The sequence below is a fragment of the Streptomyces sp. NPDC002092 genome, from assembly GCF_053593775.1.
Genome location: NZ_JBSFDG010000041.1, coordinates 1 through 21,617 on the forward strand (window position 1 = coordinate 1; position 21,617 = coordinate 21,617).

Consider the following 21,617-nt stretch of genomic DNA (forward strand, 5'->3'; position numbering starts at 1 on the left):
AGGAGTCGGAACAGTGCGGTTTCGAGGGCGAAGAGGGCGGGTTGGGTGTAGCGGGTCTGGTTGAGGAGGGTGGGGTCGTCGGCGAAGACGACGTCACGCAGCGGCACGTCCAGGTGGGGGTCGAGTGCGGCGCAGGCTTCGTCGAAGGCTTCGGCGAAGACGGGCTCGGACGCGTACAGCTCACGTCCCATCCCGGCGCGCTGGCTGCCCTGCCCGGTGAACACGAAGGCCGTACGGACCGGGTCCGAGGCCCGGCCACGCACCAAGCCGGCGTGGTCCAGGTCGGCGGCCAGGGCCGCCAGAGCGTCCTGTGCCGCCGCCCTGCCGTCGGCCACGACGACGGCGCGGTGCTCCAGATGGGCGCGGCCCCTGCTCAACTCCCAGGCCATGGCGGCCGGAACGATCCGCGGCAGGGTGTCGAGGTGGGCGTGCAGCCGCTCGGCCTGGGCGCGCAACGCCTGCGGGGTGTGCCCGGACAGCGGCAGCAGGACCGGGCCGTCGTATGTGCCCGGGTCCTCGGCCGGTGGCTCCGGGACGGCACCGGTGGCGGCCGACGCCGGCAGCGGGGTGTCCGGTGCCTGTTCCAGGATGACGTGGGCGTTGGTGCCGCTGATGCCGAAGGAGGAGACGGCGGCCCGGCGAGGGCGACCGCGGTCGGGCCACTCGGTGGGCCGCGTGAGCAGCTCGACGGCACCCGCGGCCCAGTCGACGTGTGGGGAGGGCGCGTCCACGTGCAAGGTCGCGGGGAGCGCCCCGTGCCGCAGGGCCTGCACCATCTTGATGACCCCGGCGACCCCGGCCGCGGCCTGCGTGTGCCCGATGTTCGCCTTCAACGAGCCCAGCAGGAGCGGCTGTTCGGCCCGCCGGTCCTGCCCGTACACCGCGATCAGGGCCTCGGCCTCGATGGGGTCGCCGAGCCGGGTGCCGGTGCCGTGCGCCTCCATCACGTCCACGTCCGCGGGCACCAGCCCGGCGGCACCGAGGGCCTGCCGGATGACGCGCTCCTGCGCGGAACCGCTCGGCGCGGTCAGGCCGTTGCTGGCGCCGTCCTGGTTGATGGCGGATCCCCGTACGACGGCGAGGATCCGGTGCCCGTTGCGGCGGGCGTCCGACAGCCGCTCCACGAGCAGCAGGCCCACACCCTCCGACCACGCGGTGCCGTCCGCCGCGGCCGCGAAGGGTTTGCACCTGCCGTCCGGTGCCAGCCCGCGCTGCCGGCTGAACTCCAGGAACATGCCCGGCGTCGGCATCACCGTCACCCCGCCCGCCAGCGCGAGATCGCACTCGCCCTGCCGCAGCGCCTGGACCGCGAGATGCAGGGCGACCAGAGAGGACGAGCAGGCGGTGTCCACCGTGACGGCCGGGCCCTCCAGGCCGAACGCATAGGCCAGCCGGCCCGAGGCGACGCTCGTGGTGCTCCCCGTCAGCAGATGCCCGTCATGACCGTCCGCGGCCTCGTGCAGACGCGGCCCGTAGTCCTGGGCCGTGGCCCCCACGAACACCCCGGACGCGCTGCCTCGCAGCCGGTCCGGCGCGATGCCTGCCCGCTCGAAGGCCTCCCAGGCCGTCTCTAGGAGCAGCCGCTGCTGCGGTTCCATGGCCTCGGCCTCGCGCGGGCTGATCCCGAACAGCGCCGCGTCGAAGTCGCCCGCCCCGACCAGGAATCCGCCCTCCCGCACATAGGTCGTCCCCGGCGTCGACGGGTCGGGGTCGTACAGCGCGGCGAGATCCCAGCCGCGGTCGGTGGGGAAGGGGCCGATGGCGTCGGTGCCCGAGTCGACCAGGTGCCACAGGTCGTCCGGAGAGGCGACACCCCCCGGATAGCGGCAGGCCATCCCGACGATCACCACAGGATCGTCGGCGGCGACGGCAGGCGCCGCCCCGGCCGCATCCGTGGCCGCAGCGCCCCGGCCGAGCCGCTCGGTGAGCATCTCCACCACGGCCTCGGGCGTCGGGTGGTTGTAGACCAGCCCCGTCGGGAGGTCCAGCCCGGTCGTCGTGCGCAGCCGGTCCCGCAGTTCCACACCGGAGAGCGAGTCGAAGCCCAGATCCTTGAAGCTGCGGCCGGCGTCCACGGCGTCGGAGGTGACATGCCCGAGCACGAGGGCCGCCTGGGTGCGTACGAGGTCCAGCAGCCCGGCACGGGACACCGGCGGCCGCTCGGTCCCGTCGTCCGTCCCCGTGGTCACCTCGTCCGGTCCGCCGTCGGCGGCGACCCGCGGGGGAGGCGGGCTGCCGGGCCGGGCGGCCGCGTCGCCGCCCACCGGCGCCTCGTCGATCCAGTGGCGCTCCCGCTGGAACGCGTACGTCGGCAGCGGCACCGGCCGGCCGCCACGTGCCGCCAGCGGGCCGGCCCAGTCGACCACGGCGCCGTGGACATGGGCCCCGGACAGCGCCGACAACAGTGTCCGCGGCTCCGGCCTGCCGCGCCGCAGAGCGGACAACAGGGTGTGCCCGCCGCCCTGCAGGCACTCACGGACCATGCCGGTGAGGACGGCGTCCGGGCCGAGCTCCAGGAAGACCGTCGGGCCACCGAGCCCGACCGTCTGAATCCCGTCGTGGAACCGGACCGCCGAGCGGATGTGCCGCGCCCAGTAGTCCGGGGACGTCAGCTCCCGGGGCGTGGCGAACTCACCCGTGACGTTGGAGACGACCGGAACGGCGGGCGCGCGGAAGTCCACGCCGGAGGCGATACGACGGAACTCCGCGACCACGGAGTCCATGTGCGGGGAGTGGAAGGCGTGGCTGACGTTGAGCCGTCGAGTGCGCCGTCCGCGCTCGGTGAAGTGGGCGGCGATTCGCTCGGCCTCCGGTTCCCCACCTGAGACGACCACTGCCCGCGGCCCGTTGACGGCGGCCAGAGAGACCCCGGCGGACAGGAGCGGCAGCACCTCGTCCTCGGTCGCCTCCACCGCCACCATGGCGCCTCCTGTCGGGGCCTGCTGCATCAGACGTCCGCGGGCGGCGACGAGCAGTGCGGCGTCGTCGAGGGTGAGGACACCGGCGGCGTGTGCCGCGGTGAGCTCGCCGATCGAGTGCCCCGCCAGGCAGTCCGGCTCCAGACCCCAATGCCGCACCAGGCGGAACAGCGCCGTTTCCAGGGCGAACAGGGCAGGCTGGGTCCAGCGCGTCTCGTGCAGTGCGGGGTCGTCGCCGAACACGACGTCCCGCAGGGGCCGTTCCAGATGGGGATCGAGTGCGGTGCAGGCCGCGTCGAAGGCTTCGGCGAAGACGGGCTCTGTGGCGTACAGCTCACGTCCCATCCCGGCGCGCTGGCTGCCCTGCCCGGTGAACAGGAAGGCCGTACGGACCGGGTCCGAGGCCCGGCCGCGCACCACCGAGGGATGCTCCTCGCCCGCCGCCAGCGCCTCGACGGCCCGCAGCAGTTCCGCACGGTCCTCCGCCACGACCACGGCCCGTTCGGCGAACTGCGTTCGCGTCGCCGCCAGCGCGAAGGCTGTGTCCAGGGCATGCGCCGTGGCCTCGGCGCTCCGGCCGTGCCGCGCCAGTCGCTCCGCCTGCGCCCGCAGCGCCCCCGCGTCCCGACCGGACACAAGCCAGGGCACCGGCCCGTCGTCCCGCCGTCCGCCCTCCCACGCCGGGGTTCCGCCGCGAGCGCCCACCGCATCGCGCACCGCCGCTTCCGGATCCCCCAGCACCACATGGCAGTTGGTGCCGCCCATGCCGAAGGAACTCACACCCGCGACGAGCGGACGGTCCTCGCGGGGCCACGCCGTCTGCCCGATCTGCACACGGAGGCCCAGCTCCGCCAGCGGGATCGCCGGATGGGCCGTGTGGAAGTTGAGGCTCGCGGGCAGGCGTCGCCGTGCGATGGCGAGGGCCGTCTTGAGCAGGCCCACCAGACCGGCGGCGCCCTCCAGATGGCCCACGTTCGTCTTCGCCGAACCCACCAGCAGTGGGGCGTCGGCAGGCCGCCCGACGCCGAGGGCGGCGCCCAGGGCGGCGGCCTCGACGGGGTCGCCCACCGGAGTGCCGGTGCCGTGCAACTCGACGTACTGCACGGCCTCGGCGGTGGTGCCTGCCCGAGCGTGGGCCTCCCGGATCACGGCCTCCTGCGCCGACCGGTCGGGCACCGTGAGCGCGCGGGAGGCGCCGTCGTTGTTCACGGCGCTGCCCAGGATCACGCAGTGCACATGATCGCCGTCCGCGACCGCCCGCTCCAGTGGTTTGAGCACGACGGTCACGCCGCCCTCGCCCCGCACGTATCCGTTCGCCCGCGCGTCGAAGGTGAAGCACCGCCCGTCCGGCGACAGCGCCCCGAAGCGCGCGCTGTCCGCGCTGCTGCCCGCGGACAGAATCAGGTTGACGCCGCCGACCACGGCCAGATCCGACTCGCCGCGGCGCAGGCTCTCACAGGCCAGGTGCACGGCGACCAGAGAGGACGACTGGGCCGCGTCCACGGTGAGGCTCGGACCGGTCAGACCGAGCACGTACGACAGCCGGTTGGCGAGGATGCCCCGGTGCAGCCCCGTCACCGAGTGGCGGTCCGCCGCGTCCTCGCCGCGCCGGTGGTGGAGGGCGGCGTAGTCGTCCCAGATGGCGCTGGCGAAGACCGACGTGCGGCTGCCGGCGAGGTCGGCGGGCACGATGCCGGCCTCCTCCAGCGCCTCCCAGCCCAGTTCGAGCAGCAACCGCTGCTGCGGGTCCATCGCGGCCGCCTCGCGGGGGGAGATCCCGAAGAAGTCCGCGTCGAAGCGGTCCACCTCGTCGAGGAACGCCCCCCGCCCCGGCGCCGCCGCGGACCAACGCCCAGCCGGAGCCTGCCCGACGGCGTCCTCGCCGCGGCTGAGCAGTTCCCAGAAGGAGTCGGGATCCGGGGCTTTGGGGAGGCGGCAGGCGAGTCCGACGACGGCGATTGGCGTGGGGCGGTCGTTAGGCATGGTCTGTCACGTACTCCCTCGGTGCGGGACACCTGGCACAACCACCCTCGCGACCTGCCCTAACGGCGACCTTTGGCAGTTCTAAATCGCTCCGTTCGCCGCCCGGGAGTGCTCCGGATGCAGCCCGCGGCGCAGTGCACCGAGGTGTTCCCCGGCGATTCGGCGCTGCTCCTCGGGCGTGGCCGGGCCGCCGAAGGCGTGGTAGGCGGCGGGGAAGTTGTGCAGTTCCACCGGGACTCCGGCCCCGGCCAGCCGCAGGCCGTACTCCAGGCCCTCGTCGCGCAGCGGGTCCAGGCCCGCCGTCGAGAGGTACGTCGGGGGCAGACCGGTCAGGTCGACGGCGCGCGCCGGAGCGGCGTGGTCGGGGACCGGGCCGGGATCCGGACCCAGATAGAGACGCCAACTCTCCTCGGCGAGCGGCCGGTTCCAGATCGGCGTGTCGGTGTACGCGGCCATCGAGCCGGTGGCGAGGCGATCGTCCAGAACCGGAGTGCTCAGATGCTGGAAGCACAGCGCGGGCCCGCCGCGATCACGCGCGAGCAGTGTGAGAGCGGCGGCCAGACAACCGCCGGAACTCCCTCCCGCCACCGCGAGCCGCGCCGGGTCCGCGCCCAACTCGTCCGAATGACCGGCGATCCACTCAAGGGCCGCCCAGCAGTCGTCCAGGCCCGCCGGGAAGGGATGCTCGGGCGCCAGCCGGTACGACACAGCGACCACCACGGCCGACGCGGCCAGCGCAGCCTGGGCCGCGCCCAGGTGCACGGAGTCCACGTTGCCCAGGCAGAAACCACCACCGTGGATCCAGAGCACGGCCGGCAGCGGTCTGCCGGACGAGACCGGCCGGTAAACCCGGACAAGGACGTCCGGTTCTCCGGCCGGCCCGGGAACCCTCTCCTCCCGCACCGAGATCTCCGGCACGGCGGGCAGCTCACTGACCGTCAGCAGCGTGCCGCGGTGTTCCGCGACGGCGTCCGCCAGACTTCCGGTCACCGGCATCTCAGACCTCCAGCGCGATCGCCTGCGACGGACACAGCGCCACGACGTCGCGCAGTCGTGCCTCCTGTGCCGCGTCGTCCACCCGGGAGTCGAGCACGAGCACCGTCCCCTCGTCCGACTGGTCGAAGCGGTCGGGTGCGGACAGCACACACTGTCCCGCGCCCAGACACCGGTGGGTGTCGGCCGTGATGCGCATGGGCACTCAGGTCCTTTCAGCAGTTCTCACCATGTGAGGGGTTCTCACCGTGAGCAGTTGTCACCATGTGACGGGCAGTTCCCAGATGCCCTGGACACCGCCCGGTTCCTTGACCGGCAGCTGGTCCGCCGGGACCGCGAGACTCAGCCCCGGAAGCCTGCGGAACAGTGTGGACAGGGCGATCTCCATCTCGGCCCGGGCCAGGTTCTGGCCGATGCACTGATGGACCCCGTGACCGAACGACACGTGGTGGCGGGCACCGCGCGCCACGTCGAAGGACTCGGAGATGGGGAAGGCCCCCTCGTCGCGGTTGGCGGTCGAGATCACCACCACGACCCCGTCCCCGGCCTTCACCCGGTGGCCGCCGAGTTCGGTGTCGGTGGTGGCGAAGCGGGCCACACCGTCCGCGATCGCCATGTAGCGCAGCAACTCCTCCACCGCGGAGGGCAGCAGCGCGGTGTCCGCGCGCAACGCCTCCAGTTGGTCCGGGTGTTCCAACAGGGTCAGCACACCGAGCGCGATCGCGCTGGCCGTGGTCTCGTGGCCCGCGACGAGCAGCAGCAGGGCGATGTCGACCAGGTCGCGCCGGGTCAGAGCCCCCGTGGAGAGCTGCTCGGCGATCAGGGTGTCGAGCAGCCCGTCGCCCGGGTCGCTCTCCTTGCGCCGGATCAGTCCGTCGAGGTAGGCGCTCAGCTGCGCGAACGCGTCCGCGCTGTCCTCCAGTGTGGTCGTGCCGGTCACCACACGCCGCGACTGTTGTTCGAAGAAGGCGTGGTCGGCGTACGGCACCCCGAGCAGTTCGCAGATGACGATGGACGGCACGGGCAGCGCGAAATCCGGTACGAGGTCGGCGACCGGTCCCTTCGCCTCGATGGCGTCGATCAGGTCGTCGACGAGACGCTGGATCCCGGGGCGCAGCGCCTGGATCTTCTTCACCGTGAAGTGGGACAGCAGCATGCGCCGCTGGACCGTGTGTTCCGGCGGGTCCATGCCGATGAAGTTGCGGACCTTGCGGGCGGACTCGAAGCGCGGCGCGGTGGCCGGGTAGTGCGGATGGATCCGGTCGGACGAGAAGGTTGCCGCGTCGAGCAGTACCTGCCGGGCCTCCGTGTGCCCGCTGACGGCCCACACCCGGCGGCCGTTGTAGAGCTCGACCAGACAGACCGGGCCCGCTTGCGTGTACCGCTCGTATTCGGCGGGCGGCTGGAAGGGGCAGCCCCGCGCCTGCGGATAGGCGGGGACTGCCGGGTCGACGGTCTCGTCGGGGGCGAGTTCGGTCATTCGTGGGCCTCCAGAGCGGTGGGGCGGGCGACCGGGGACACGGGCGGGCGCCGACTGCCGGCGGGTGCGCGGAACTTCCGCACGAGCGGTGCCTCCACCCAGGTGAACAGGGCGTGGGCCAGCGCCAGGCTCAGCAGCAACGCGCCGAGCAGGGCCAGGGCACCGAGGGCCGGTGACAGCCTGGCGCCCGCGATCACCCATCGGTAGACGTACGTCACCGCCAAGCCGTGCACCATGTAGAAGGCGAAGGAGAGTTCGCCGAGGCGGACGATCACCCGGCCGCGGAACGGCGACGCGGTGGTCCGCTCGTCGGCCGAGGCGGCAGCCGCCACCAGCGGGGTGAGCCACAGGGCCGCCGTCCCGGCGACGCCGTACAGATACGGCACGTTCGAGTTGACGACATAGCCGCCGACGGCGATCAGACCGGCGGGCAGCAGCCCCAGACGCGGCCAGGCCCCGGCAAGCACCAGACGCGCGGCCACCATCCCGAGGACGAACTCCAGCGCCCGTACCGGCGGGAAGAAGTACACGAACCAGATCTGGTCGAACGAGAGGCTGCCGTCGGCGATGAACGGCAGGGGCGTGCCGCCGATGCCGTAGCGGGCGACCACCGGGGCGACCACCGTGAACGCGGCGAGCACCCCGGCCAGCGCCCACAGCCGGCGTACCGGCACCCGGTCCAGCAGGCGCAGCAGCAGCGGAAAGCTCAGATAGAAGAAGAGTTCGCAGGAGAGCGACCAGCTGACGGCGTTCATCGTGTTCGGGACCTGGATCTCCGGTATCCAGGCCTGCACGAGGAAGAGGTTGGCGACGATGCCCTTGACCGTGAAGACGTCGGAGGCGATCAGCATCAGCGCGGCCGCGAGCCCGAACGTCACCAGGTGGTTGGGGTAGATCTTCACCAGCCTGCGTCGCCAGAAGCCGGGCGCGGTGTCGTCGGACCGCGCCGACCACGTCAGGACGAATCCGCTGAGGACGAAGAAGAAACTCACTCCGTAGAAACCGGCGTTGGCGAAGACGTCGCCGAGGGCGTCGCCGCCCCGCCCGTCGACGAACCTGGTCTGCCAGGTGGTGTGGAAGGCGAAGACGAGCAGGGCCGCGATGAACCGCATCCCGGTGAGCGACGGCAGTCTCGACACCTTGGGGTGTGCTGGGGCGCCTGGCATGAGTGGTGACCTCCGGCTTGTCCGAAAACTGGCCTGTCGAGGCTGGCAGTCGTCCATTGGCCGGATCTAAAGCCGTTCTTCAGCGGCGTGTCGTGCCTGCGCACGACGCGGCACCGCCTCCAGCAGTGCCCGCGTGCAGGCATCCCGCGGCGTCGAGAACACCTCCTCCACGAGACCGGACTCCACCACCCGGCCGTCCTTCATCACCATCACCCGCGCACAGACGTCCCGGACCACCGCGAGGTCGTGCGAGATGAACAGCATCGCGAGGCCCAGCGACTCCTGTAGTTCCCGCAACACCCCCAGCACCTGCGCCTGTACGGACACGTCGAGCGCCGAGACCGGCTCGTCGCACACCAGGAGCCGGGGCCGGGGCGCCAGTGCCCGTGCGACGGCGACCCGTTGCCGCTGGCCGCCCGACAGCGCCAGGGGCTGGCGGTCCAGATGCTCCGCCGACAGGCCGACCTGCTCCAGCAGCCGTACGGTCTCCTCCCGCCGCTCCTGCCGGTTCTGCATCCCGGCCGCCTGCAGGGCCTCGCCGACGATCCGGGCCACACTCCAGCGGGGGTCGAACGCGCTCAGCGGATCCTGCGGCACCAGCTGCAGCGCTCGCCGCCGGGGGCGTCGCTCCCGCTCGGACACCCCGCTCCAGGGGGCGCCGTCCAGCCGTACGTTCCCGCTGTCGGGGGACAGCAGGCCGAGCACCATGCGGGCCAGGGTCGACTTGCCCGACCCCGACTCGCCGACGAGGCCGAGCGTCTCTCCGGGGCGCAGGGTGAACGAGACCTCGGCCACGGCCGTCCGCCGGGCGCCGCGCGGCCCCCTGAACTCCTTGACCACGTCGGTGACTTCCAGGATCGGCGCCCCGCCGGTGGCGGCGGGCGGCGCGGCACCGGTCAGCCCGCCGCCGGGGACCGCGTCCAGCAGGGCCCGCGTGTACGCGTGCCGGGGCCGGTCGAGTACGTCCTGGACGGGACCGTGTTCCACGATCCGGCCGCCCCGCATCACGGCTACCTCGTCGGCGAGCGCCTCCACCACAGCCAGATCGTGGCTGATCAGGAGCAGTCCGGTGCCCGTCTTCGTCAACTCGCCCAGGAGGCCGAGGATCCGGGCCTGCACGGAGGCGTCCAGCGCGGTGGTTGGTTCGTCGGCGATCAGCACACCGGGTTGTGCTGCCAGCGCCGAGGCGATGAGCGCCCGCTGGCGCAGTCCCCCCGACAACTGGTGGACATGGCTCCTGGCCCGTTCGGCCGGCTGCGGCACGCCGACCCGCTCCAGCAGATCGACGACCTGGTCCGCCGCCTGGTGCCGGGGCACGACGCGGTGCACCAGCAGGGGCTCGGCGATCTCCTTGCCGATCGGGCGCAGGGGATCGAGGGCCACCAGCGCGTCCTGGGCCACGAGACCGATGCGCCGCCCGCGCAGCGTACGCCAGTCCCGTGGGCCGAAGGCCAGCGCGTCCCGCCCGAACAGGCTCAGCCGGCCTGCGCCGACCGTCGCGGTGGGCCCGGCGAGACCCAGCAGCGAGCGGGCCAGCGCACTCTTGCCGGACCCCGACTCGCCGACCAGCGCCAGGCACCGTCCGGCGGACAGCCGCAGCGAGGCCCCCTGGACGGCGTGCACCTGCGCGGCCCCCTCGCCGAACCGCACATCGAGGTCCGCCACGTCGATCAGTGGCTCGTCCGGTGACGGTTCGGTGGGCGAGGCGCTCATGAGGCGGCCCGCCACTCGGCCCGGTCCTGGGCGTACCGGCCCAGGACGGTCACCGCGAGCACGGTCCCGACCAGCAGCAAGCCCGGAAAGAGCGCAATCCACCAGGCTTGCTGGAGGAAGCCCTGGCCCTCGGTGAGCATCGCACCCCATTCCGGTGTCGGAGGCTGGGCGCCCAGGCCCAGGTAACTCAGCGCCGCACCGGTGGAGATGGACGCGCCGAGGGTGACGGTAGCCAGGACGAGCAGCGGCCCGAGCGTATTCGGCAGTACATGGCGAAGGACGATCAGCGGGCGCTGCACGCCGAGTCCGACCGCCGCCTCGACGTATCCGGAGCGGCGAACCACCAACGCCTGGGCCCGTACGACCCGGGCGAACCCCGGTGCGGTTCCGAAGGCCACGGCGATGGTCGCGCCCGCCACCCCCTTGCCCGTGATCAGTACGACCAGCAGGGCCAGCAGCAGGCCGGGCAGCGCCAGCAGGACGTCGGCGGTCCGCATCAGCAGTGTGTCCCCGAGCCGTCCCGACAGCGCGGCGGCGAGTCCCCACAGAACGGCGATCGCGACCCCCGCACCGGTCGCCGCGGCGCCGATGGCCAGCGAGTAACGCGTGCCGTGCACGATTCGGGCGAAGACGTCCCGCCCCAGTTCGTCGGTGCCGAACCAGTGTTCGGAGCCGGGCGGCCTGAGCGCCTGCAGCGGGTCTGTGTCGGTGGCACTGGTGTGGCCGAACAGCCCTGGGGCGAGCGCGGCCAGCAGGACGAGCGACAGCGCCGCGGCGGCGAGCAGCACGGAGACCGGTGGCCGCCGCGTGGCGCGCGCCTTCGTCGCCCGGCCGGACGCCGGACGGGTGCGTGGTGTGAGGGAGACGCTCATGAGGCCTTCACCCCAGTCGTGCCGCGCAACCGCGGATCCACGGCCAGGCACAGCAGTTCCACCACGATGCCCACTGCGACGAACACCACCGCGGACAGCGCCACCACACCCTGCACCAGCGGCAGATCGCGCGAGGTGACCGCCTGGAGGGTGACCCGTCCGATCCCGGACCGGGCGAAGACGTTCTCCACCACCACCGCGCCGCTCAGCAGTGTTCCGGTGAACCAGCCCGCGAGCGTGAGGGCGGGCAGCGCGGCGTGCCGCAGCGCGTGCCGGGACCGCACGGCCGGCTCGGTGAGACCACGGGCGCGGGCGGTCAGCACGAAGGGGCTGCGCAGCGCGTCGAGAAGACCTTCGCGCATCACCTGCGTGAGGACCGCGGCGATGGGCAGGGCCAGCGTGATCACCGGCAGGATCAGTGATCGGACGTCACCGCTGTCCGAGACGGGCAGCCAGCCCAGCCGGAATGAGAACAGCGTCAGCAGCATGATGCCCAGCCAGAACGACGGGGTGGACACGACGACCAGCTCCACCACCGCCGACAGCCGGCGGGGCCAGCGTGCCCGCCCCGAGGTTGCCACCGTCACCACGACGGCGAGCAACACCGCCAGCACGGTGGCGGACAGGGCGAGTTCGGCGGTCGGCCGCAGCTGCTGCGCCAGCACACCGGAGACCGGCTGCTGCAGTTGGTACGAGTCTCCGAGGTCGCCGGTGAGCAGATGGCCCAGGTACGTCACGTACTGCACCGGCAGCGGTCGATCCAGCCCGTAGTGGTGCCGGATCTCCTCCCGCTGCCCGGCGTCGACCAGGGCGTTCGCGCCGACCACGGCACGCACGGGGTCGCCCGGCACCAGCTGCAGCACAAGGAAGGCACAGCTGGCCGCGCCCCACACCACGAGGAGTGCGCCACCCAGCCGCACGGCGACCTGGCGCACGACCGGCCTCATCGGGCCTCCACCCAGGCGGGGTAGAACTCGGGCCAGGCCGAGATCCCCAGCCGCAGGCCGTGCACCCGCTTGTTCACACCCACGGTGGACTTCACGACGTACGCCGGAGCGACTGCGGCCAGGTCCAGGGTGCGCTGCTGCACCTTCGCGTACGCCTTCGCGCGCGCGCCGGGGTCCTGCGTCGCCTGCGCCTGCTCGAGCCAGGCGTCGACCTGGGAGTCGGCGAGCCGGGAGAAGTTGTGGCCGCCGCCCGCGGAGGTCTGCGACGAGAGGAAGAAGTGGCTGAGGATGTCGCCGTCGGCCCGTGCCCAGCTGGTCTCGACGACGTCGTACTTCCCCTTGTCGAGCAGCGTGGAGACCTCGATGGCGTCCGTGGACGCGGCGAGGTCGAGCTTGATGCCCGCCTTCTTCAGACTGCCCTGTACGGCCTGCGAGAACAGGGACGGTTTGCCGTAGACGGGGGCCACGACGGTGAGGGTGCGGCCGTTCTTCGTCCGGTACCCCTGGGCGTCGCGGCCGGTCCAGCCCGCCTGGTCGAGCAGCCGGCCGGCCAGCTCCGGGTCGTACGGCCAACTCTTCTCCAGGGCGGGGTCGTAGCTGTGCGGGGTCGTCGGCGAGAGGGTGCTCCAGGCGCGGGAGGCGGTGCCCTGGAAGACGGAGCGGACGATGGTGTCCAGGTCCATGGCGTGCTGGAACGCCCGGCGCACCCGGATGTCGGAGAAGAGCGTGCTCCTGGTGTTGAGGTAGAAGGCGTCCACCGCCCCCGGGACATCCCTGGAGAGTACGTTCAGCCGGGTGTCCCGTCGCACCATGGCGATCTGCTGGGCCGGCAGTTTGTCGGCCGCGTCGACCTGGCCCGAGGTCAGTGCGCCGCCCCGGGTGGCGTCCTCCGTCATGAAGCGGACGGTGAAGGAGGCCAGCCGGGCGGGGCCGCTGTGGCCGGCTCCTTGGGGCGCCCAGGCGTACGCGGCGTTGCGGGTGTAGTTCCGCTGCTGGCCGCGGACGTAGGAGGCGGCTTCGAACGGGCCCGAGCCGACGGATTCCTTGCCGGCGCACAGCTTGTCCGCACCTGCCTTGAGCGAGGCAGGGGACTCGATGCCGAGATAGGTGGTGCTGGCGGCCTGGAGGAAGGGAGCGTACGGCTTGCTGAAGCGGACCTCGACCACGTACCGGCTCTTGACCGTGGTGCTCCGGTAGGGGCCGAGCAGGCCGGCGGCGTACTGGGAGTGGGTGGCCTTGGCGGTGATGTGGTCGAGGTTCGCCTTGACCGCTGCGGCGTCGAACGGCGTCCCGTCGTGGAAGGTGACGCCTTGGCGAAGGGTGAAGAGGTAGCTCCTGCCTCCGTCGCCGATCGTCCACTTCTTGGCCAGCCAGGGCTCCAGTTCACCGTTGGGAGCCTGGTAGACGAGTGAGTCGAAGACCGGCCGCTGGACGAATGCGGTGATGTCCTGAGCGCTGGTGTGCGGGTCCCAGCAGTCGGGTTCCTGGTTCGTGGCGTAGACGAGACTGCCGCCGGAGCGCGGTGTGCCGTCGGCCGAGGAAACGCCGCCGGCCGAACAGGCGGGGACCGCGGCGAGCACCAGGACGGACAGCAGGGCGGCTCTGCGGATGGTACGGCGCAGGTGCATTCCAACTCCGGGACGGGTCAAGGTGCGGGGGACCGTATCCACTGTCAGGAGTCCGCTAAAGCCGGACTGAAGCCTCTTCGGCCGCCCCCGGCGCGACCTCCGCGGCGGCCTCGGCGAGCAGTTCGAACGAGCGCAGCCGCTCGTCCTGGCCGTGGACGACGGTGAGAGCCATCAGCTCGTCAGCGCCGGTGCGCTCCACCAGGGCCGAGAGCCTGGTCCGAACAGTGCGCGGCGAACCGATCAGCTGGGGTTCGACCAGGTCGTCCAGGAACCTGACCTCGGCCGCGCTGTAGGAGTGGTCGGCCGCCGTCCGCGGGCCGGGGAAGGAGTCGAAGCGTGGCCGGGTCCGCATCTCTATCTTGCCGAGCAGATACGGCGCGGCGACGGAACGGGCCGCCTCGTCGGTGTCGGCCACGGTGACCAGGACGGCGATCAGGGTGCGGGGCCGGTCCAGGAACGGCGAGGGCCGGAACGCCTCGCGGTAGCGCGCGAGGGCTGTCGCGGAGGCGTGCGGGTTGATCTGGTGCGCGAAGGCGTACGGCAGACCGAGCCGGGCGGCGGCCTCGGCACTGGACGGGCTGGAACCGAGCATCCACAGGTCGGGCCTGCCGTCGGCCGCGGGGACGGCGACGATACCTGACGCGGGGTCGCCTGGGGCGAAGTAGCCACTCAACTCGTCTATCTGGCGCGGGAAGTCCTCGCCCTGTGAGGACCGGCGCAGCGCTCGGGCGGTGAGCGGGTCGGTGCCGGGCGCGCGGCCGAGGCCCAGATCGATGCGGCCGGGGTGCAGCGCCTCCAGGGTGCCGAACTGCTCGGCCACCACCAGCGGCGCGTGGTTGGGCAGCAGGACGCCGCCGGATCCCACCCGAAGTGTGCTGGTGGCGGCGGCCAGTTGCCCCACCAGGATGCCGGGGGCGGAGGTGGCCAGGCTCGGGGTGTTGTGGTGCTCGGCGACCCAGTAGCGCCGGTAGCCGAGCGCCTCGACACGTGGGGCCAGCGCCACGGTGTCGCGCAGGGCGGCGGTCGCGGTGCCGTCCTCGAAGACAGGAACCACGTCGAGAACGGATACGGGAATGCTGGTGGCAGTGGGCATGGGCGAATCCCTGGGAGTCGGGTGGACGGGGTGTGCGCCGAGGACGGGGGATGACCGGCGGCGCACACCCCTGCTGGCGGGCCCGGGCGATGCCGGAGGGGAGGGTCAGGCCAGGTCGGCGATGTGTTCGGCCGTGGCCTGATCTGCGGCGGGCGCGGGTTGTGGCCGTCCCGGCAGGAGCAGGCCGGCCAGGAACACGACCACCGCTGCGACGACGGGCCACCAGAAGGCGTCCGCGAACGTGCCTGCCGTGGGGGTGGCGTGCGATCCGCCGCCCTGGAGGATGAGGGCGACGACGGCGATGCCGAGTGAGGCGCCGATCTGGTTCAGGATGAAGACCGCACCGGTCGCCCCCGCCGCCGCCTCGCCGGGCACCGTGCGGTACACCGACCCCATGGTGGGGGCGCCGACCAGGCCCATGCCGAAGCCCGTGGCGAGCTGGGCCGCGGTGAGAGCGACCTGCGAGGTGCCGCTGTCGGCCTGGGTGAAGACCAGGGCACCGGCTCCGATGAGCAGGGCGCCGACCGGGACGAGCCGCTTGGCGCCGAACTTGTCCGCCAGGTTGCCCGCGACGGGCATGCCGATGAGGGTGCCGAGACCCAGCGGGGCGAGCAGCAGTCCGGACTCCAGCACGGTGTGGTCGCGTACCTGCTGGTAGTAGAGGGGCAGCAGGAACAGCAGCGAGAACAGACCTCCGCCGAGCAGGAACATCGTGGCCACGCTGGCGGAGAACCCCTTGCTGGAGAAGAGCCGCAGATCCAGCAGGGGGGTGCGCTCGGTACGCAGCGCATGCACGGCGTACGCGATGAAAAGCAGCACGCCGACGACGAGCCCGACGATCACCCGTGTGCTGCCGAAGCCGGCACCGCCCGCCTGGGACAGCGCGTAGACCAGTGCAGCGAAACCGGGCGGGAGGAGGGCCACGCCCAGGGCGTCGATCGGGGCGGAGGCACCACTGCGGGGCGGATCGGCCGGCAGGACCCGGATCGCGAGCACGATGGCGGCGAGCGCGAACGGGATGTTGACGAGGAACATCCACTCCCAGGACAGGTTGTCCAGCAGCAGACCGCCGATGACCGGGCCGACGACCGGCCCCAGGGTGATCGGCACCGAGATCAGCCCCATGACGCGGCCCATCCGCTCCGGCCCCGCGGCGGTGGCGACCACCGTCATCATGATCGGGTCGACCATCCCGCCGCCGAGGCCCTGCAGGATGCGGAAGGCGATCAGGGACTCCGCGTTCCACGCGAGGGCGCACAGGACCGACCCGGTCAGGAAGACCGTCAGACCCAGCAGCCACATGCGCTTGGCGCCGAATCGGGCCACGGCCCAGCCGGCCAGGGGAATGGCCAGGGCCACGGCCAGCAGATAGCCGGTGGTGACCCATTCGATCGTGGCGAGCGAGGCCTTGAACTCGCCGCTCAGGGTGCTGATCCCGACGTTGACGATCGTCGCGTCCAGGTAGGACATCATCCCGCCGAGCACCATCACGCCGACGATCGTGAGCAGCGCGGCATCGAGCCGGGCGGGTCCGCTCTCTGCCTTTGTTTCAGACACGGCAACTCCTTTGAACCATCTCGCCCATGGAATTGAACTGGGTAGTTCAATTCTGTGGTTGGGACGGTAGCATGGCTCCATGAGCGTTGGCGAGACCCCGAAGACCAGCACGGCCCCGGCGGACCGAGGCCGTATGGACAAGCGACGTGCGATCCTGGAGGCGGCCCTGCGGGTCTTCGCCCGTGTCGGCTACACCCAGGCGAGCCTCGACATGATCGCCACCGAGGCGGGCGTCGCGAAGCCGACGATCTACAACCACCTCGGATCGAAGGAGAACCTCTTCCGGCATGTGATGACCGAGACCGCGGCTCGCTCCAACGCCAAGACGCTGGAGGTGCTGGAGTCCTTTCCCAACGACCCCGGTGAACTGCGGCCCGGTCTGGAGGACGTGGCCCACAAGCTGGTCGACTGCTACTGCGACGAACAGTCCGAGGCGGTGCGCCGGTTGCTGTACGCGGAGGCGGTGCGCTTCCCCGATCTCTTCGACGCGGTCAGGGCCAGCGGCCCCAACCAGTTCACCGACGCCCTCGCCGGCAGGCTCGCGCGCCTCGCCAACGCCGGACACCTGCGGATCAACGACCCGGAGCGGGCCGCGAACCAGTTCATCGCGCTCGTCTACGACGAACTGCCCGAGATGAGCGCACTCGGCACCCGCCCCCTCGACCCGGAGCAGGTGGGGCAGGTCGTCACCGCCGGGGTCGACACCTTCCTGCGCGCCTTCGGTGCGGGCGGCAGCGCGAGCGGGCCCGACGCGAGCGGCTGAACCGCCCTCGCCGGGCTCCGCGTCAGCGGCTGAGACGTTCGAACGCCCCTCGGAAGAACAGCAGCGGCTCGCCCTCACGCAGCGCGTCGAGGCGGAGCACACGGGCCACCACGATCACGTGGTCGCCCGCCGGGTGCTCCGCCTCCACCTCGCACTCGAGCCAGGCCAGGGCCCCGTCCAGGATCGGCGCCCCGCCTGGCGACGTGAGCCAGGGCAGACCCTGGAACTTGTCACCCCCGGACACCGCGAGCCGTGTCGCGGCCTCCCGCTGCTGGACGCTCAGAATACTGATGGCCAGCATTCCGGCGGCCCGGATACGCGGCCAGCTGGTACTCGTGTGTGCCACACAGAAGGACACCAGGGGCGGGTCCAACGAGACGGAACAGAAGGAGTTCGCCACCAGCCCGGCCCGCTCGCCGGTCCCCGCCTCCCGCCCCGTGACCGCGACGACACCTGTCGCGAACCGGCCCAGCACATTGCGCAGACAGCGCGAACCGCCCTCCAGGGTCAGTGACTCGCTCATGCCCCCACCCCGCTGTACCGCAGCCGTGCGAACTCCCGTGTCAGAGCAGTCCGCTGCTCCGCGTACCCGCCGCGCATCCGCAGTACCGACAGCAGCGTCCACAGCCGGGTCTGCGCGAAGAAGCGGGGCGAACCGTGGACGTCGTCATGGGCCAGCAGCCGCACCCGGTGCACCCGCTCACGGAGCAGCTCCGCGTCCCCTGGCGGAATGATCTCGTCGCGCAGGCTGGTGACATGGGCGACCGGGATGCGCAGCGCGTCCAGTTCCTCGGGATCGAGCGCCCACTCCTTGATCACTCCGTAGACCTCGGCGGGCGTCGAACCGGTCAGATGGGCAAGTGTGTCCGAGGTCACCCGGGGCACGGAGCGCTGCCACTCGCTGTCGGTGAAGAAATCGTGGATCGGGGCTCCGGCGCCCACGACGCCCCGGATGCGGGCGTCGTGAAGGGCCGCGCGCAGTGCCAGATGACCGCTGAAACTGAGGGCCAGGGCGAAGGTGCGTGAGGTGTCGGCACGCGCACCGACCGCGTCCAGCAGCGCGGGGTACATACGCCAACTGTCCGCTCGGTAGGGCAGGGTGTTCTCGCCGACCCCCGGCATTTCGGTGACCACGCCCGCGAACCCGAGCTCGGCCAGTTGGAGCAGCACCGGTGCCCACTGCTCCTTCACCGACACGATGCCGCCCGTCATCACCAGCAGCGGCCTGGGCGTCGCCGCGTCCAGTCCGGACGTCCAGCAGCGGATCCGGCCCTCCGGGAGGTCGACGTCCAGCCGCTCGATTGCGGGGGATGCCGAGCGCCAGCCGTCGAACGCGGCGACGCACCTGTCCATTGCCTCCTGGCGGGCGTGACCGTCCACGAAGGGGAAGCGCGCCATGTTGTAGTGCACGCACGCCTCCAGCAACCTGCCCGCACTCTCCAGCCGCGCGGCCTCGTTGCTCCATTCCCGCACCCAGGAGCTGGGCGTGCCGTCTTCGTCGTGCCGGATCCGGGCCAGCAGCGGGTCGTAGTGCTCGGGCGGCAGCCCTTGCGAACGGGTGTGCGCGACGACGAAGTTCTTCAGCTCCGCGATGTCGTTCATACGCTCTCCAGCGCCTCCTTGACCTCGGTCAGTACGTCCGCCGCCTCCGCTCCGTCGATGACCCGGTGGTCGAAGGTGAGGCTCAGCCGCAGCACCGGTGCCACCGTGACCTGACCGTTCCGTACCACCGGCCGGTCCAGGATCCGGCCCACCCCGAAGGTCGTGGTGGTGCCACCCACCGAATGGAAGGAGTCCACCGCGCGGTGCCCCAGCGAGGTCACCGCGAAGGTGCCCGTGAGATGCGGGCGCGACGTCAGCGAATCGGCCGCCTGCCGGAACCGCTTGCGGCCCTCCAGCCAGGGCAGCCGGTGCAGTTGCCGGATACCCTCGAAGTCCGGCAGTCGCTGGGGGTCGCCGTCCCGTACGCGGTCCAGATGCGCTTGGATCGCGGGCAGTTCGGCATCCTGGAGATCCGGTACGACCGTGCCGAGCACCACCCGCCGGCCGTCCAGGAGGCGGTCGAGCGCGAGCTTGCCGTTGACGAACGGGTAGTGCGCCACGCGCAGTCGGCGCGGCCCGCCCCGGACCGCGGCGTTCGCGTCCGGATGCTTGGCCAGGACCCGGCCCGCGGCTCGCAGGACGTACGAGCTTGTGCCGAACCGCACGCCCTCGGACTCCAGGGCCGCCGCGCGATGGGCGAGGACACCGCTCATGTCCACCTCGGTGTCCAGGAAGACGGGAGAGAAGTCCCGGATCACCTCCAGGAAGAACAGCGTGTGGTGACGCTGACGGGGGAGCGCTTCCTCCCGCACCTCGTCCCGGTCCGGCCCGATCGCCTCGCTCACGACGCCACCGCCATGCGGTACACGGCCTCAAGGCTGGGCGCCTCCAGCACGTCGGCCAACGACAGCGGGCGGCCGGTCTCCCGCTCCAGCAGCGTGCACAGCGTCAGCAGATGCACCGAGTCCCACGACTCCACGGTGTCCAGCGAGCGGCCGAGGTCCTCGACCGTGACGGACAGGGCGAGTTCGTCGTGCAGGAGCACGAGGAAGTCTTCGACGGTCTTCACGGGGCGTCCCCTTCACCGGGCGCGCTGTCGAAACGCGCGGTCAGACGGATGTACCCGGCAGGGCCCGGCAGTACGGCCAGGTCGTGCCGGAAGACGGCCGTGTCCTCGTCGGCCGTCACGGTCTCGAACCCGGCCCGCGGATAGAAGTCCGCGACCTTGCCGTTCTTCGAGGTGCGCCGGTACCCGGCACGTACTTCCCGCGCCCCGCTCTCCCGTGCGTGGCGCAGGACGGCGTCCAGGACCGTCTGCTCGATGCCGCGTGAGAACACCCGGCAGCTGAGCAGGAAGTTGTCGATGTGTAGCACGTCGTCGACGCGCCGCAGCACAACGGCGCCGACGAGCCCGTTGTCGCCGAACCGGTCGGTGGAACTCACTGCGAGGACCTGGGCCGCGGAGGCCGCGGCGAGCGCCTGGACATCGGTGAGCTGTAGCCGCCGGGTGGTGAGGTTGAACTGGTTGGTACGCAGCGTGATCTGGGAGATACGCGCGTACTGCCCCGCCTGCGCGGGCGCCACCGTCACCGCGATGTCCAGCTCGCGCAGATAGCCGTCGAGGGAGTCGAAGGTGTGCAGGAAATCCTGGCGGGCCTGCTCCTCGCGGTAGCGGGCGGGCCGTACCAGGTCCTCGTCGGTGAGCTCACGCACGTCGAACCACCCCTCGGCGAGGAGGCGTTGCGGATGCAGCGCCGGCTCCCCGTCGACCTGTACGACCGCCACGCCCGGCAGTTCCCGTCGGACCAGCCCGCACTCGAAGGCGCTGTCGTCGACGAAGACGAAACTGTCCGTCCCCACGTTGAGCTCGCGGGCGAGTTCGGCCAGATTCTCGTGCTTGGGCCGCCAGTTGGCCCGTATCCGCACGAAGTCCTCCTCGCGCAGCGCAAGTCCGGGGTGCTCATGCAGCGTCTTCACCACCGGTTCGAGGTCGTTCTTGCTGACAGCGGTGAGCAGCACTCCCTGCGCGGCCAACTGCCTGACCACGAGCTGGAAGCGCCGGAACGCCTCGCCCCGGTAGCCCCCACCCGTCTCGATGCCCTCCGGGCCGACTTCGCCGAGCACCCCGCCCCACACCGTGTTGTCGAGGTCGAGGGCGAGCACCTTCTTCCCGCCGCCGGACGACTGTCGTGCCAGGTGTCCCACCTCCCGCGCGTACCCGGCGAGCAGGCCGTCCGAGAGGTGCGCCTTCGCGTACACGCTCTGCCGTACGTCACGGACGGCGACGCCCTCGGCGAGGAGCGGGGCGAGATCGACCACCACCACCCCGGGATGGCGCTGGGGCAGTCGCAGCAGCCGCGCCTCGGCCTCCCGCCACACCGCGCCGAGTCGCGCCCGGGCCCGCAGGTCCAGTACCTGTGAAATCAACTCGCCGGGCAGCGGAAGGGTGTTGAGGACCAGCGTGGTGCCCGGTGAGCCGGCGGCGCAGGCCTCGGCGGCGCGTTCGATCAGCCGCAGCTTCTCCTCCAGGACCCGTGCCACGTCCTCCACCCGCCACGGCGACGGGAGTTCGTCCGTCACCACCGCGGCATCGAGAACGCACAGCACGAGATCGGGCCTGGCACCGTACAACTCGCTGCCCGAATGGGTGAGGTCGAAGACCCAGCCGTCGAAGTCGGACACGCTGATTCGCGCCAGCAGCCCGTGCCGGGCCAGTTGCGCGGTGAGCGCGGGCACGAGCCCCGACAGCGTGCCGTGTCCGGTCACAGCGATGCGCGGGGCGGGAGTGCGGGGATGCGCGGCGAGCACGGCGTCCGGGTCGACCTGCGCCAGCATCCGGCCGGCCCGTGGCAGTTCGGTGCCGGACAGTCCGGCCAGCAGCGCACGCACCTGCGGATAGCGGTCGGTGAGGGTGCCGTCGCGGTGCAGTCCGGTCAGTGCCGTCAGGGCGTCCGTCACGGCG

General features: G+C 71.8%; 17 protein-coding genes. 1 reads left to right on the top strand and 16 read right to left on the bottom strand.

Going from position 1 to position 21,617, the window contains the following annotated elements; all coding sequences use genetic code 11:
• From ACWCRD_RS44165 to ACWCRD_RS44215, 11 genes are all read right to left on the bottom strand, one after another.
• A partial coding sequence (locus ACWCRD_RS44165) for a beta-ketoacyl synthase N-terminal-like domain-containing protein (RefSeq protein WP_450971326.1) occupies positions 1-4,901 on the bottom strand: 4,901 nt, incomplete at its 3' end.
• A gap of 81 nt (positions 4,902-4,982) precedes the next feature.
• A complete protein-coding gene (locus ACWCRD_RS44170) occupies positions 4,983-5,897 on the bottom strand; it encodes an alpha/beta hydrolase (RefSeq protein WP_450971327.1) in 915 nt (304 codons plus the stop codon).
• A gap of 1 nt (position 5,898) precedes the next feature.
• Complete coding sequence (locus ACWCRD_RS44175; RefSeq protein WP_450971328.1) at positions 5,899-6,093, bottom strand: ferredoxin; 195 nt, start codon at positions 6,091-6,093, stop codon at positions 5,899-5,901.
• Positions 6,094-6,153: 60 nt separating this feature from the next.
• The gene (locus ACWCRD_RS44180; RefSeq protein ID WP_450971329.1) at positions 6,154-7,374 is read right to left on the bottom strand and encodes a cytochrome P450; all 1,221 of its coding nucleotides are present in this window, start codon (positions 7,372-7,374) and stop codon (positions 6,154-6,156) included.
• Positions 7,371-8,540 carry an acyltransferase family protein gene (locus tag ACWCRD_RS44185; protein WP_450971330.1) on the bottom strand — a complete coding sequence of 390 codons (1,170 nt, stop codon included), beginning with the start codon at positions 8,538-8,540 and terminating at the stop codon, positions 7,371-7,373. The genes ACWCRD_RS44180 and ACWCRD_RS44185 overlap by 4 nt, the downstream gene beginning before the upstream one ends.
• 66 nt (positions 8,541-8,606) lie before the next feature.
• Positions 8,607-10,253, bottom strand: coding sequence for a dipeptide ABC transporter ATP-binding protein (locus tag ACWCRD_RS44190; RefSeq protein WP_450971331.1), 1,647 nt, complete (start codon positions 10,251-10,253; stop codon positions 8,607-8,609).
• Entirely contained in the window at positions 10,250-11,125 is an 876-nt protein-coding gene (locus tag ACWCRD_RS44195) for an ABC transporter permease (protein ID WP_450971332.1), read from the bottom strand. The genes ACWCRD_RS44190 and ACWCRD_RS44195 overlap by 4 nt, the downstream gene beginning before the upstream one ends.
• A complete protein-coding gene (locus ACWCRD_RS44200; protein ID WP_450971333.1) occupies positions 11,122-12,072 on the bottom strand; it encodes an ABC transporter permease in 951 nt (316 codons plus the stop codon). Before ACWCRD_RS44200 ends, ACWCRD_RS44195 begins: the two co-directional genes overlap by 4 nt.
• On the bottom strand, positions 12,069-13,700 hold the full coding sequence (locus tag ACWCRD_RS44205) for an ABC transporter substrate-binding protein (RefSeq protein ID WP_450971334.1): 1,632 nt from the start codon (positions 13,698-13,700) through the stop codon (positions 12,069-12,071). The genes ACWCRD_RS44200 and ACWCRD_RS44205 overlap by 4 nt, the downstream gene beginning before the upstream one ends.
• Before the next feature lie 55 nt (positions 13,701-13,755).
• Entirely contained in the window at positions 13,756-14,793 is a 1,038-nt protein-coding gene (locus ACWCRD_RS44210) for an LLM class flavin-dependent oxidoreductase (RefSeq protein WP_450971335.1), read from the bottom strand.
• A gap of 105 nt (positions 14,794-14,898) precedes the next feature.
• Positions 14,899-16,350 (bottom strand): DHA2 family efflux MFS transporter permease subunit, encoded by a 1,452-nt coding sequence (locus tag ACWCRD_RS44215; protein ID WP_450971336.1) that lies wholly within the window; start codon positions 16,348-16,350, stop codon positions 14,899-14,901.
• A gap of 79 nt (positions 16,351-16,429) precedes the next feature.
• On the opposite strand from ACWCRD_RS44215, the gene ACWCRD_RS44220 reads away from it, so the two are divergent.
• Positions 16,430-17,113 carry a TetR/AcrR family transcriptional regulator gene (locus ACWCRD_RS44220; RefSeq protein WP_450971337.1) on the top strand — a complete coding sequence of 228 codons (684 nt, stop codon included), beginning with the start codon at positions 16,430-16,432 and terminating at the stop codon, positions 17,111-17,113.
• A gap of 22 nt (positions 17,114-17,135) precedes the next feature.
• Here the strand turns inward: ACWCRD_RS44220 and ACWCRD_RS44225 are convergent, their stop codons facing one another.
• The 5 genes from ACWCRD_RS44225 to ACWCRD_RS44245 are packed head-to-tail and all read right to left on the bottom strand — an operon-like array spanning position 17,136 to position 21,613.
• Entirely contained in the window at positions 17,136-17,636 is a 501-nt protein-coding gene (locus tag ACWCRD_RS44225; RefSeq protein WP_450971338.1) for a flavin reductase family protein, read from the bottom strand.
• Positions 17,633-18,715: an alpha/beta hydrolase gene (locus tag ACWCRD_RS44230; RefSeq protein WP_450971339.1), complete on the bottom strand. Its 1,083-nt coding sequence runs from the start codon at positions 18,713-18,715 to the stop codon at positions 17,633-17,635. Before ACWCRD_RS44230 ends, ACWCRD_RS44225 begins: the two co-directional genes overlap by 4 nt.
• Complete coding sequence (locus tag ACWCRD_RS44235; protein ID WP_450971340.1) at positions 18,712-19,500, bottom strand: 2-oxo acid dehydrogenase subunit E2; 789 nt, start codon at positions 19,498-19,500, stop codon at positions 18,712-18,714. Before ACWCRD_RS44235 ends, ACWCRD_RS44230 begins: the two co-directional genes overlap by 4 nt.
• The gene (locus tag ACWCRD_RS44240) at positions 19,497-19,724 is read right to left on the bottom strand and encodes an acyl carrier protein (protein ID WP_450971341.1); all 228 of its coding nucleotides are present in this window, start codon (positions 19,722-19,724) and stop codon (positions 19,497-19,499) included. Before ACWCRD_RS44240 ends, ACWCRD_RS44235 begins: the two co-directional genes overlap by 4 nt.
• Entirely contained in the window at positions 19,721-21,613 is a 1,893-nt protein-coding gene (locus tag ACWCRD_RS44245) for an HAD-IIIC family phosphatase (RefSeq protein ID WP_450971342.1), read from the bottom strand. Before ACWCRD_RS44245 ends, ACWCRD_RS44240 begins: the two co-directional genes overlap by 4 nt.
• Positions 21,614-21,617: the final 4 nt, after the last annotated feature.

Bases quoted from the DNA above. Each gene is read 5' to 3' on its own strand.
- ACWCRD_RS44170 (WP_450971327.1), bottom strand. From the start codon at position 5,897: ATGCCGGTGACCGGAAGTCTGGCGGACGCCGTCGCGGAACACCGCGGC.
- ACWCRD_RS44175 (WP_450971328.1), bottom strand. From the start codon at position 6,093: ATGCGCATCACGGCCGACACCCACCGGTGTCTGGGCGCGGGACAGTGT.
- ACWCRD_RS44180 (WP_450971329.1), bottom strand. From the start codon at position 7,374: ATGACCGAACTCGCCCCCGACGAGACCGTCGACCCGGCAGTCCCCGCC.
- ACWCRD_RS44185 (WP_450971330.1), bottom strand. From the start codon at position 8,540: ATGCCAGGCGCCCCAGCACACCCCAAGGTGTCGAGACTGCCGTCGCTC.
- ACWCRD_RS44190 (WP_450971331.1), bottom strand. From the start codon at position 10,253: ATGAGCGCCTCGCCCACCGAACCGTCACCGGACGAGCCACTGATCGAC.
- ACWCRD_RS44195 (WP_450971332.1), bottom strand. From the start codon at position 11,125: ATGAGCGTCTCCCTCACACCACGCACCCGTCCGGCGTCCGGCCGGGCG.
- ACWCRD_RS44200 (WP_450971333.1), bottom strand. From the start codon at position 12,072: ATGAGGCCGGTCGTGCGCCAGGTCGCCGTGCGGCTGGGTGGCGCACTC.
- ACWCRD_RS44205 (WP_450971334.1), bottom strand. From the start codon at position 13,700: ATGCACCTGCGCCGTACCATCCGCAGAGCCGCCCTGCTGTCCGTCCTG.
- ACWCRD_RS44210 (WP_450971335.1), bottom strand. From the start codon at position 14,793: ATGCCCACTGCCACCAGCATTCCCGTATCCGTTCTCGACGTGGTTCCT.
- ACWCRD_RS44220 (WP_450971337.1), top strand. From the start codon at position 16,430: ATGAGCGTTGGCGAGACCCCGAAGACCAGCACGGCCCCGGCGGACCGA.
- ACWCRD_RS44225 (WP_450971338.1), bottom strand. From the start codon at position 17,636: ATGAGCGAGTCACTGACCCTGGAGGGCGGTTCGCGCTGTCTGCGCAAT.
- ACWCRD_RS44230 (WP_450971339.1), bottom strand. From the start codon at position 18,715: ATGAACGACATCGCGGAGCTGAAGAACTTCGTCGTCGCGCACACCCGT.